The sequence below is a fragment of the Catenulispora sp. MAP12-49 genome (genome assembly GCF_041262705.1).
GTDB lineage: Bacteria > Actinomycetota > Actinomycetes > Streptomycetales > Catenulisporaceae > Catenulispora.
In genome coordinates, this window is the sequence record NZ_JBGCCP010000001.1 from 223,283 (window position 1) to 235,043 (window position 11,761).

At 72.1% G+C, this 11,761-nt stretch carries 10 protein-coding genes; 5 read left to right on the forward strand and 5 right to left on the reverse strand.

What is annotated here, in order from left to right; all coding sequences use genetic code 11:
* Positions 1–117: 117 nt before the first annotated feature.
* Together ABIA35_RS00990 and ABIA35_RS00995 are read right to left on the reverse strand one after the other, a co-directional pair.
* Positions 118–981, reverse strand: a complete 864-nt coding sequence (locus ABIA35_RS00990; RefSeq protein WP_370339976.1) for a LysR family transcriptional regulator — start codon at positions 979–981, stop codon at positions 118–120.
* 34 nt (positions 982–1,015) lie between these two features.
* Positions 1,016–1,672 carry a TetR/AcrR family transcriptional regulator gene (locus ABIA35_RS00995; RefSeq protein WP_370339975.1) on the reverse strand — a complete coding sequence of 219 codons (657 nt, stop codon included), beginning with the start codon at positions 1,670–1,672 and terminating at the stop codon, positions 1,016–1,018.
* A gap of 128 nt (positions 1,673–1,800) precedes the next feature.
* Here ABIA35_RS00995 and ABIA35_RS01000 point away from each other — a divergent pair, with 128 nt between their 5' ends.
* Both ABIA35_RS01000 and ABIA35_RS01005 read left to right on the forward strand, forming a co-directional pair.
* The gene (locus ABIA35_RS01000) at positions 1,801–4,023 is read left to right on the forward strand and encodes an MMPL family transporter (protein WP_370339974.1); all 2,223 of its coding nucleotides are present in this window, start codon (positions 1,801–1,803) and stop codon (positions 4,021–4,023) included.
* A 67-nt stretch (positions 4,024–4,090) separates the two neighbouring features.
* Complete coding sequence (locus tag ABIA35_RS01005) at positions 4,091–5,386, forward strand: M18 family aminopeptidase (RefSeq protein ID WP_370339973.1); 1,296 nt, start codon at positions 4,091–4,093, stop codon at positions 5,384–5,386.
* Between the two features lie 7 nt (positions 5,387–5,393).
* On the opposite strand, the gene ABIA35_RS01010 is transcribed toward ABIA35_RS01005, so the two are convergent.
* Positions 5,394–6,332 carry a M56 family metallopeptidase gene (locus tag ABIA35_RS01010; RefSeq protein WP_370356116.1) on the reverse strand — a complete coding sequence of 313 codons (939 nt, stop codon included), beginning with the start codon at positions 6,330–6,332 and terminating at the stop codon, positions 5,394–5,396.
* A gap of 110 nt (positions 6,333–6,442) precedes the next feature.
* Complete coding sequence (locus ABIA35_RS01015) at positions 6,443–6,832, reverse strand: BlaI/MecI/CopY family transcriptional regulator (RefSeq protein WP_370339971.1); 390 nt, start codon at positions 6,830–6,832, stop codon at positions 6,443–6,445.
* Positions 6,833–6,888: 56 nt separating this feature from the next.
* Here ABIA35_RS01015 and ABIA35_RS01020 point away from each other — a divergent pair, with 56 nt between their 5' ends.
* The 3 genes from ABIA35_RS01020 to ABIA35_RS01030 all read left to right on the forward strand — a co-directional run bounded on the left by ABIA35_RS01020 (position 6,889) and on the right by ABIA35_RS01030 (position 11,057).
* Positions 6,889–8,349 (forward strand): cytochrome ubiquinol oxidase subunit I, encoded by a 1,461-nt coding sequence (locus tag ABIA35_RS01020; protein ID WP_370339970.1) that lies wholly within the window; start codon positions 6,889–6,891, stop codon positions 8,347–8,349.
* Positions 8,346–9,365: a cytochrome d ubiquinol oxidase subunit II gene (locus ABIA35_RS01025; RefSeq protein WP_370356118.1), complete on the forward strand. Its 1,020-nt coding sequence runs from the start codon at positions 8,346–8,348 to the stop codon at positions 9,363–9,365. The genes ABIA35_RS01020 and ABIA35_RS01025 overlap by 4 nt, the downstream gene beginning before the upstream one ends.
* A gap of 150 nt (positions 9,366–9,515) precedes the next feature.
* Positions 9,516–11,057, forward strand: coding sequence for a cellulose binding domain-containing protein (locus ABIA35_RS01030; RefSeq protein WP_370356119.1), 1,542 nt, complete (start codon positions 9,516–9,518; stop codon positions 11,055–11,057).
* A gap of 307 nt (positions 11,058–11,364) precedes the next feature.
* On the opposite strand, the gene bldC is transcribed toward ABIA35_RS01030, so the two are convergent.
* Positions 11,365–11,568 (reverse strand): developmental transcriptional regulator BldC, encoded by a 204-nt coding sequence (gene bldC, locus ABIA35_RS01035; protein WP_012784549.1) that lies wholly within the window; start codon positions 11,566–11,568, stop codon positions 11,365–11,367.
* Positions 11,569–11,761: the final 193 nt, after the last annotated feature.

Genomic DNA, 11,761 nt, shown 5'->3' on the forward strand with positions numbered 1-11,761 from the left:
ACTGTAGAACACCCAAGCAAAGCCCGTATCCGCTCTGGCGCACCGTCCCAGGCAGGCACACGTCAGGCCGGTGGTTCTTGGCCCAGACTTGACCATCGCTTTGCCAACCGGCGGCCGCTACCAGCGCGAAGCGACGGCGACCAGCCGGTCCCGGACCCGCGCCACGGCCGCCGAACGGGCCCGCTGCCCGCGCACCGCGACGAAGAGCGTCCGGATCGGCGGGATCTCCGGCTCGTCGAGCAGGACCAGCGTCCCGTCGTCCAGCGCCGGGGCGCACAGCGGCCGGGGCAGTACGGCCACGCCGCAGCCGCCGACCGCCGCGGCGAGAACGCCGCGCAGGTCGGGGATGACCAGCGCGGCGTCGGAAGGGGGACGGGTGTCGTACACGGACGACCAGTAGCGGCCTATATAAGGAAGATCCTCGGAGAGGTCGATCAGCGGGGCCCGGCCGGCGCGGTCGAACGGCTTCCAGCGCGGCGCCCCGACCAGGGCGAACTCCTCGTCGGCCAGCGGGAGCACCGTGACCCCGGGCAGCCGGGGCCGGCTGACCGCCAGCGTCAGGTCCAGCCGCCCGGCCGCGAGCTGCGCGACGAGCTCCTCCCCGCGCCCGCCGGCCACGACAACGCGAAGGCCCTCGTCCACCAAGGGGGCGAGGGCCGGGAGCAGAAGCGTCGTGGTGAGGCTGGCCGGACAGCCGAGCCGGACCGCGGCGTGTGATCCGGAGTCCGGGATCAGCGTCTCGTGCGCGACCGCCGCGAGCGCGTCCAGATGCGGGGCGACGGCCCGGGCCAGCTCGTCGGCGGCCGCCGTGGGCGCGACGCCGCGCGGCAGCCGGACGAACAGCTCGCGGCCGACGCGCTGCTCCAGCGTCCTGATCTGGGCGGTCACCGCGGGCTGGGACACGCCGAGGTCCGCGGCGGCCCGGGTGAGCGAGCCGGCGCGGTGGACGGCGAGGAACGTCCTCAGCAGCGCGAGATCCATCGCCACCAGGATAGAGGTGGCGGGCGGTGGTGAATCAGGGTTTTTCGTTGGGTTCCGGGCCCGGGCCCGAGCGCAGCACCGCCAGCGCCGCCGCCAGCAGGAGCTCGGTCAGCTCCTCCCCTTCGGGGTAGTCGGCCGGCGCCGGCAGCCCCGCGGCCGCCTGCGCGGCCCCCTCGACGTCCGGCAGCGCCGGATCAGCCTCCGGCTCGACCCGCCGCGCGACCATGAAGCCCTGCGATATCGCGCCGAACGCGGCCGCGGCCCGGATGTAGTCGGCGGGCTGCGGATCGGGTCCGGCCAGCCGCCGGACGACGTCGCGCCGCAGCTTCGCCGAGCGTTCCACCAGCTCGGCGGCCGCCAGGCAGGCGTGGTCGTTGGCGACCAGCTGGAAGACCGCCTGGTGCCGGTACAGCAGGTCGACATGGGAGCGCAGCAGGCTCTCGGGGTCGGGGTCGCCGGCGACCATGGCCTCGAACTCGTCGATCAAGGGCTGCGTGACCGACTTCAGCAGCTCCTGCTTGGACGCGTAGTGGTAGTACAGCGCCGCCTTGGTGATGCCCAGGCGGTCGGCGATCTCGCGCAGCGAGGTCTTCTCGTACCCGTGCAGCACGAACAGCTCCAGCGCGACCTGCTGGATGCGTTCCCTGGTACCGCCGGGGTCGTGGGCCACCGGCTGTGAGTTACGTCTCATGGACCCTCTCGGGGCGGATTCTCGAAGCCCAGTCTACTTGCCGCACGGTAAGTTTGTGAAAGCTTGCACAAGACATATCGCGAAGCACGCCATCATCTCGCAGTCGGAACCGCCACAGGAGTTCGCCCATGTTCGGACGACTCGGACGCTTCGTCGTCCACAATCCCTGGAAGATCATCGTCGGCTGGATAGTCGCGGCCGTGGCGCTCGTCGCGCTCGGCCCGCAACTGTCCAGCGTCACCAACGACAACCAGTCCTCCTTCCTGCCCTCCAAGTACGAGTCCGTCAAGGCCATGAACGCCCTGGACGCCCAGTTCCCCTCGGCCACCGGGCAGGTCGCGACCATCGTCATCCGCCCGGTCGGCGACGGCACGCTGTCGGCCGACCAGCAGCAGAAGGTCTCGGACCTGGCCGGCACGCTGACGGACGACCACGTCACCGGCGTGGCCGGGGTCCAGGCCGGGCAGGTCGCGCCGAAGCAGACCGCGCAGCTGATGTTCGCCAAGCTGACCGCCGACCAGGGCGACCAGAAGGCCAGCAGCGACGCCGTCAAGGCGCTGCGCGCGGACCTGGCGAACAAGCTGAACGGCACCGGCATGAAGGCCGAGGTGACCGGGGACGCGGCCATGGGCCTGGACACCTCGGACTCCTCGAACAAGGCCACCGGCATCGTCATGATGGCCACGCTGCTGCTGATCATCGTCCTGATGGGCTTCATCTTCCGGGGCGTCATCGCGGTCCTGCTGCCGATCCTGTCGGTGTTCCTGGTGATGATGGTGTCCCAGCCGGTCATCGCCCTGATGGCCAAGGGCTTCGGGCTGCACGTGCAGTCCTTCCTGGAGATCATGCTGGTCGTGGTGCTGTTCGGCATCGGCACCGACTACATCGTGTTCCTGCTGTTCCGGCTGCGTGAGCGGCTGCGCGCCGGGGACACGATCGAGCAGGCCGTGGAGCGGACCGTGGAGCGGGTCGGCGAGGCCATCGCCTCGGCCGCGGCCGCGGTCATCATCGCCTTCGTCGCCCTGGGCCTGGCCACCTTCAAGGCCTTCACCTCGCTGGGCCCGGCGCTGGCCATCGCGGTCGCGGTGATGCTGCTGGCCGGCCTGACCCTGGTGCCGGCGCTGATGGTGAAGCTGGGCACGAAGATCTTCTGGCCCGGCAAGAAGTGGCGCCGGATCCCGACCGCGGGCCCGGCCCGCCGGGTGGGCCGGCTGGTCGGCCGCCGGCCGGCCGCGGTCGCCGCGGTCTCCTTCGTCATCATGGCGGGCCTGGCGGTCGGCGCGGTCGGCTTCAAGGCCGACTACGACCAGCAGTCGCAGATGCCGGCGGGCGTGGAGTCCACGATCGCGATCAAGGACATGCAGAAGGCCGGATTCGCCCAGGGCGCCACGGCCGCCACCGACGTGATCCTCACCTCGACAGACGGCAAGCAGCTGAACCAGCAGCAGGTCCAGGCCTACGCCGACAAGCTCGGCACGGCCTCGCCGGAGCTGGACGGCCTGATGCCGTTCCCGGTCAAGCCGGGCTCCCCGGCCGGCGCCAAGGCCGAGACGGTGCAGTACAACCCGGCCGGCACCGCGGCGCACATCCAGGTGCTGACCAAGGACTCGCCGTTCGCCTCGGCCGCGATGCACGCGGTCAACGGCCCGCTCAAGGACCTGGCGCACAGCACGGCCCCGGCCGGAACCACGGCGCTGGTCGGCGGCGGGACCGCGGCACTGGCCGACATCCAGGCCGCGAACAACTCCGACCTGGCGCTGATCCTGCCGGTCGCCGGGCTGCTGATCTTCCTGGTCCTGGCCCTCCAGCTGCGGGCCCTGGTCGCGCCGCTGTACCTGATGGTGGCCGTGGGGCTGGGCTACACCGGCACCCTGGGCGCCTCGGTGCTGATGTTCCAGAACATCCAGGGCAAGCCCGGCATGATGTTCATGCTGCCGGTCATGGTCTACCTGTTCGTGGTGGCGATCGGCACCGACTACAACATCCTGATGATCTCCCGGCTCCGCGAGGAGGCCCGCGAGGGCAACGACCCCCGGCAGGCGGCGGCGCTGGCCGTCGAGCACGCCGGTCCCTCGGTGGCCTCGGCCGGTCTGATCCTGGCCGGCACCTTCGCCTCGCTGATGCTGGGCGGGCTGTCGATGATGCAGCAGATCGGGTTCGCGGTGTCGATCGGCATCAGCATCGCGGCGTTCATCATGTCGATGTTCCTGGTCCCGGCGTTCACCGCGCTGATGGGCGCCAAGGCCTGGTGGCCCGGCCACAAGGCGATGGCCGCCGTCCACGGCCCCGGCAGCGCGCCGCGGGTCGGCGACCTGGACGACGAGATGGTGGGGGCCGGCGCCGGCCGGTAGCCCCGGACTGGAACGGCGCCCCTGTCACACACTGTGACAGGGGCGCCGTTCTCTTATGCTCTAAACCATGCCGATATTCGACCGCGCCCACACGGACGACCTCCTCGCCTTCCTCGCCGCCTCGCCGACCCCGTACCACGCGGTCGCGAACGCGGCCGCCCGGCTGGAGGCCGCCGGGTTCCGCCAGCTCAGGCAGTCCGCCGGCTGGGAGCGCGCGGGCGGCGGCGGGTTCTACGCGATCCGCGGCGCGGCGCTGATCGCCTGGTACGTGCCGGAGGACGCGGCCGCGCACACCGGCTTCCGAGTCGTCGGCGCCCACACCGACTCCCCCAACCTGCGGGTCAAGCCGCTGCCGGACACCGGCTCGGCGGGCTTCCGGCAGGTGGCGGTCGAGCTGTACGGCGGGCCGCTGCTGAACTCCTGGCTGGACCGGGATCTGGGCCTGGCCGGCCGGCTGGTGCTGCGCGGCGGCGACGCGGCGCTGGTGCACGTCGACCGGGCCCTGATGCGGGTGCCGCAGCTGGCGGTCCACCTGGACCGCGGCGTGAACGACAGCGGCCTGCTGCTGGACAAGCAGCAGCACCTGACCCCGGCCTGGGGTCTGGGCCCGGTACAGGACGGCGCGCTGATCGAGTTCGCGGCCAAGGAGGCCGGGGTCTCGGCCGCGGACGTCCTGGGCTTCGACCTGATGCTGCACGACGTCACCCCGCCCACCTACCTGGGCCGCGACCTGGAGATGATCGCCGCCCCGCGGATGGACAACCTGGTCTCGGTGCACGCCGGGGTGCAGGCCCTGATCGCGGCGGCGTCCGGCGCCGCCGGGGCGCCCTCGGCGATCCCGGTGCTGGCCGCATTCGACCACGAGGAGACCGGCAGCGAGTCGGACACCGGCGCCGGCGGCCCGCTGCTGGGCAACATCCTGGGGCGCGTGGCCCAGGCGCAGCTCGGCGGGAGCGCGGACGACTACGCGCGGGCCCTGGCCGGGACCGTGGTCATGTCCAGCGACATGAGCCACGCGGTGCACCCCAACTACCCCGAGCGCCACGAGCCCGGCCACCGGCCCCGGCTCAACGGCGGCCCGGCGCTGAAGACGAACGTGAACCAGCGCTACGCCACCGACGGCCTCGGCCGCGCGATCTGGACCGACGTCTGCGAGCGCGCCGGGATCCCGACGCAGTACTTCGTGGGGAAGAACTCGATGCCGTGCGGCACCACGATCGGCCCGATCACGGCGGCCAAGCTCGGGGTGACGACGTTCGACGTGGGGATCACCTCGCTGTCGATGCACTCGGCGCGCGAGCTCGGCGGGGCGGACGACCCGTACCTGCTGGCCTCGGCGGCGGCGGCCTTCTTCGGCGGGTAGGGCCTGCTCAGCGCAGGACGTACCAGGTCGGCCCGGCGACGAGCAGGACGGCGGCGAACCAGGCCGCCGACCCGACGAGCCGCTCGCTCAAAGCCGCGGCGGGCGCCTTGACCAGGCGTTGCACCCGGTCGAGGGTCGGCGTGACGCGGGCGGCGCCGGGACCGTCCGCGCCCTGATCGTGCTCCGCGCGCTGGTTCGGCACCGGCCCGGCTGTCCCGCCGATGGCGACCAGCGCGCGGGCCAGCGCGGGGCGGCCGACGGCGCGGGCGGCGTGGTCGTCGGCGAGCATCTCCACCAGGGCGGTCACCGAGGCCGTGGCGCGGCGCGCCGGGGGCAGCGGCAGCGCCGACTCCCAGGCGACGAAGGGCTGGACCACGAGTTCGTGGCGCCATTTCGCGTGCGCCCGCTCGTGCGCGAGCACCGCTTCGAGCTCTTCGGGGGCCAGGGCCGCGATGGTGCCCTCGGTGATGACGATGCGGGGCCGCGTCCCGGGCAGGCAGTAGGCCGCGGGCGAGGCATGTTCCAGGACCCGCAGTTGGCGGTCGGCGTGCTCGGCGGCGAGATCGACCGCGTCGCGCTGGCGCCGCAGGTCCCGTTCTATGCGCAGCGCTGAGAGCAAGGTCACGCCGACCAGCCGAACCGTGAGGACGGCGGCGAGCGCCAGCGCGGCCTCTTGAAGCAGCCCCAGCGAGGCGGGCACCCGCAGGTGGAACGCGTCCCGCCAGAGCACGACAAGGCCGGTCCGCAGATGCTTGTCCAGGGGCGCGACCCCGACCGCGAGCGGCGCACCGATCAGCGCCAGGCCGCCGGCGATGCCGACGGCCTGCCACAACGCGATCGCGGCCCGGGCGTGGCGGCGCGGCCAGGCGGCGCGGGCCAGAAGGATCGGTACAGGCCAAGCGAGCAGGACCGCGAGGACGGCCAGGGGCCAGGCGTCAGCGAACACGGCCGGCCGCCCGGATCATGGCGGTCGGCATGCCTGTGGCGGTCGGCGGAAGGCTCATCGCCACCAGCTTCCCAGACCTGCCGCGCTGCACGTCATGCCGTCCGCGCCGCCTACTCCTCCAGCCCTGCCAAAGCCTCGCGCAGCAGCGCGGCCTCCTCGGCCGACACCGAGCCCGCGAAGCGCACCAGGGCCGAGCGGCGGTCGTCGGTGGTCTCCAGGACGGCGAGCATCGAGGCGGCGATCACGTCGTCGCGCGTGCGGGCCGCGGCGTAGCGGTGCGCGCGGCCGACGCGCTCGCGGGTCACGAAGTCCTTGCGGCGCAACCGGTCCAGGACGGTCAGCACCGTCGTCGCGGCCAGCTCCGCGGTGCCGTCGCGGGCCGCCAGGCGTTCCACGATCTCTTGCGCGGTGCTTCCGTCGGGGGCGTTCCACAGGACGTCCATCACCGCGCGCTCCAGTTCACCCAGTCTCGGGGGGCCACCCGCGCGCTCGTTCGCCATGGGGTTACTCTACAACCGGTAGAACTTCTACGAACCGTAGAACCTATGGAGTGCCCATGCTTGGCAGCACGCTCACCGACGCCCGGGTCGAGACCGGGTTCTCACTCGCGTTCCACATCGTCTTCGCGGTCTTCGGGGTGGGTCTGCCCTGGCTGCTGCTGTTCACCGAGGGGCGCTGGCTGAAGACTGGCGACCCGACCTGGCTGGCCCTGACCCGCAAGTGGTCCCGGGTGATGGCCGTGCTGTTCGCCATCGGCGCGGTGTCCGGGACCGTGTTGTCCTTCGAGTTCGGGCTGCTGTGGCCGGCGTTCATGGCGCGCTACGGCGGGGTGCTCGGGCTGCCGTTCACGCTGGAGGCCTTCGCGTTCTTCGCCGAGGCGATCTTCGTCGGGCTCTATCTGTACGGCTGGAAGCGCCTGTCACCGCGTGCGCACTGGCTCACGCTGTGGCCGATCGCCATCTCGGGCACGCTCTCGACGCTGTTCATCGTCACCGCGAACTCCTGGATGAACGTGCCGACCGGGGTCAAGGAGGTCGGCGGCAAGGTCGTCTCGGCCGAGCCGCTGGCGCCCCTCACCGGCCCCGGGGCCCTGCCGGAGTCGCTGCACATGCTGCTGGCCGCGATCATGTGCACCGGCGGCGTGGTCGCCGCGGTCTACGCGGTCGGCATGCTGCGCGGCCGGCGCGACGACTACCACCGGCGCGGCTTCCGGGTCGGCCTGGTCACGGTGCTGGCCGCGGCCCCGTTCCAGCTGGTGGTCGGCGACCTGGCCGCGCGCGTGGTGGAGAAGTACCAGCCGGCCAAGCTCGCGGCGATGGAAGCCCTCACCCACACCCAGAGCCACGCCCCGCTGACCCTCGGCGGCATCTACGACCCGAGCACCGGCAAGACCCGCTTCGGCATCGAGATCCCCGACGGCCTGTCCCTGCTGACGGGCTTGCGCACCGACAAGACCATCCGCGGCCTGGACATCCTGCCGCCCAAGCAGCAGCCGGCCACCCCGGTGGTGCACCTGGCCTTCGACACCATGGTGGCCGGCGGCATGGCGATCCTCGGGCTCGCCGGCCTGCTCACGCTGACAGCCCTCTGGCGCCGCCGCAAGGGCGTGAGCCCCCTGATCCCGCTGTCCCGGCCCTGGCTGCTGGCCGGCGCGCTCACCGGCCCGGCCGCGATGGCCGCGATGCTGGCCGGCTGGGAGGTCACCGAGGCCGGCCGGCAGCCGTGGATCGTCTACGGCCGGATGACGGTCCGCCAGGCAGCGACCACCAGCGGAGGCATCGGGTGGTCGCTGATCGCCACCATCGTGGTCTACCTCGGGCTGGCCACGGCACTCGTGCTGATCCTGCGCCGGCTGGCGACCGGCGCGCCGCCGGAGCTCGCGCGGGGGGCGGAGGGGCGCGGGCCGGAAGACCCTGAGTCGCCGGACCACGCGCCGGAGAGCCCCGGCGAGGAAACCCAGACCGAGGAACCCCAGACCCCTGAGACCAGCCCGGAACTGGAAGGAGCAGCCCGATGACCGCCGTCAACCTCCTGCTCGGCGTGATCGTCTGCGCCCTGGCCGCCTACGCCCTGCTCGCCGGTGCCGACTTCGGCGCGGGGGCCTGGGACCTGCTGGCCCGCGGCCGGCAGGCCGATCGCGAGCGGCGCCTGATCGCACACGCGCTGGGGCCGGTGTGGGAGGCCAACCACGTGTGGCTGATCTTCGTGATCGTCGCGACCTTCAGCGGCTTCCCGACCGCGTTCGGCATCATCGCGCGCGGGCTGGAGCTGCCGTTGGCTCTGGCGCTGGCTGGAATCGTGCTGCGCGGGGCGGCGTACGTCTACCGCGCCTACGGTGAGGGCGCCGCCGGGCCGGACAGTCTGTGGAGCCGGGTCTTCGCGGTGGCCTCGTCGATCACCCCGTTCATGCTCGGCGTCAGCGGCGCCGCGCTGGCCACCGGCAAGATCACCGCCACCTCGGGTCCGCTGACGCCCTTCAGCTCGCCGTTCACGCTGGTGGCCGGGGCGTTCGCGGTCGTCGTGACCGCGTTCCTGGCCGCCGTCTACCTCTGCCACGACGCCGGGACCGACCCGGACACCGAGGACCTGGTGCCGGCGTTCCGGCGCAAGGCGCTCGGGGCGGCGGGGCTGGCCGGCGCCGTCAGCCTGGCCCTGCTGCCGCTGCTGTATCAGGACGCGCCGATCGTCGCGCACCGCTTCACCGAGCGGTCGATCCCGTTCGTGGCCGTGGCAGTGGTCTGCGGCTTCGGCTCGATCGCGGTGATCTGGAAGCGGCACTACGTCCTGGCCCGCGCGACGGCCGCCACGGCGGTGGTCGGCGTGCTGCTCGGCTGGGCCGCGGCTCAGTACCCGGATCTGGCGGTGGGCGCGGCCACGGCGCGCGACTCGGCGGCGGGGCCGGCGAACCTGCACGCGCTGCTGATCGCCATGGGGTTCGGGATGGTGGTCATCCTGCCCGCTTTCTATCTGCTGCTGAAGGTCTTCTCAGGGCCCGAAGGCGTGCCCGTGGTACAGGGCCCGCAAACTAAGTAAAGGAGACCCCAAGAACACCCGTGCGAGTGCCAAGACCCGGTCAAGATCCCCACCGGATCGCTTTAACCACCTTCCGTGTCCGAACGTCCTTGCGGTTGAGTCGCTGTGCCACCACCTACTCGCCCGACCGCAAGGAGACACCACAGGATCATGGGACTGTCGAAGCGCGCCCGCGTCATCGGGATCTCGTTGGCCACCGCCGCCGTCGTCGGCGCCGGTGCGGTCGCCGCCTTCACGGCCGGCGCGGCCGGAAGCAGCAGCGGTACCGTGACCGCCGCGTTCGCCAAGACCTCGGACTGGGGCACCGGCTTCCAGGGGCAGTACACGATCGCCAACGGGACCGGCCAGACCGTGCACGGCTGGACCGTCTCCTTCGACCTGCCGGCCGGGGAGCGCATCAGCTCCCTGTGGGACGGCACCATGACGGCCGCCGGGCAGCACATCACGGTCGCCAATCCGTCCTGGGCCGGGGACATCGCCACCGGGACCAGCGCCACCTTCGGCTTCGTGGTGGACACCGCCTCCGGGTCCGCCGAGCCGGTGAACTGTCTGGTCAACGGCGCGTCCTGCGGCGGCGGGACGGCCGGCGGCGGTCCGACCTCGGCGCCGAGCAGTGCCCCCGGCTCGGCGCCGGGCTCGAGCGCGCCTCCCAGCGGCGCGCCTTCGAGCAATCCCAGCAGCGCGCCCTCGTCCGCCCCGGGCAGCGCGCCGTCCTCGCCGGCCTCGCCGCCGTCGTCCGCGCCGTCGGTGCCGGCCCCACCGGCATCCGGCGGCGCCTACGGCTTCGCGCCCTACGTCGACACCAGCCAGCGCCAGGACCTCGGCGCCATCGCGGCGGCGGCCGGCACGAAGTACGTCACCGCGGCCTTCATGCTCGCCGGCGGCAGCGGCTGCACGCCGGCCTGGAACGGCACCGCGGACCCGGCGTCCGAGGCGGGCCTGAAGGCCGGCATCGCCGACCTGCGCGCCAAGGGCGGCGACGTCATCGCCTCCTTCGGCGGCGCCAACGGCACCGAGCTGGCCCAGGCCTGCACCGACGTGCCGAGCCTGGAGGCGGCCTACAAGTCGGTGATCGACACCTACGGCCTCACCCACGTCGACTTCGACATCGAGGGCGCGGCCACCACCGATCAGGCCTCGATCACCCGCCGGGCCCAGGCGCTGGCGCAGCTGCAGGCGGACTACGCCGCGGCCGGCAAGACCCTCGACGTCTCGCTGACGCTGCCGGTCCTGCCCTCCGGCCTGACCCAGGACGGTGTGAACATCGTCTCCTCGGCCGCCAAGAACGGCCTGAAGGTCTCCGTGGTCAACATCATGGCCATGGACTTCGGCGACTGGGCCGCCCCGAGCCCGGCCGGGAAGATGGGCCAGTACGCCGACCAGGCCGCGCAGTCCGTGCACGACCAGCTCCGGACCGTCTTCCCCGACGCCGCCGACGCCCAGCTGTGGGCGATGGTCGGCATCACCCCGATGATCGGCGTCAACGACACCTCCGACGAGGTGTTCCAGGTCTCCGACGCCAAGGTCGTCGAACAGTTCGCCGCGCAGCACCACCTCGGCCGGCTGGCCATGTGGTCGCTGACGCGGGACCAAGCGTGTGCGCAGCCGTCGTCGTGGGCCTCACCCACCTGCTCCTCGATCCAGCAGAACGCGTACGACTTCGCGCACACCTTCGAGGCCTTCAGCGGCTGACCCCCACCCCACCGGGGCCTCGGAGCACCGGGTGCCGGCACCGTCCCCACAGGCGGTGCCGGCACCCGGCTTTCGTGTCGCGCGCACGACAACGCCCGCCTCCTGGGACATCGGCCAGGTGGCGGGCGTTACGTTTTTCTCCCACGTGGGCGCCAACGGGAGTTCGGGGCGGGGGCGCCGTATGGGTCGTGACCCGAGTGAACACAAGGTTGGGGGCTACTTATGCGAAACGCTCCAAGGGGCCCGTCCCTTGGAGCGTCGCCTGTACGTCCCCCGTTGGGCACTACGACGAGATTCCCTGGGCGGGTCAGCCCTCACGCTGCGGCGGGATGCCGTTCAGCAGAGCGCGCACCTCCTGCTCGCGGTAGCGGCGGTGGCCCCCCAGGGTGCGGATAGAGGTCAGCTTGCCGGCCTTGGCCCAGCGCGTGACCGTCTTGGGGTCGACGCGGAACATCGTGGCGACCTCTGCGGGCGTGAGCAGAGGCTCAGCGTCCGGCGTACGTGCGGTCATATGGACTCCTCCTGACGGAAACGGGCACCCAGCGCGCCCGATTTCTCGTGGACCCTCCCCGATAGCCTCGCTTGCCCGGTCCCGGGAAGACCGTGCGGCCGTGTCGGTTATAGGACGAACGGCTTGTCGTTCACAGTACAAGTACACCATCCGACCGGGGCCGTGGGCGATATCTATGAAATCGATACACAAA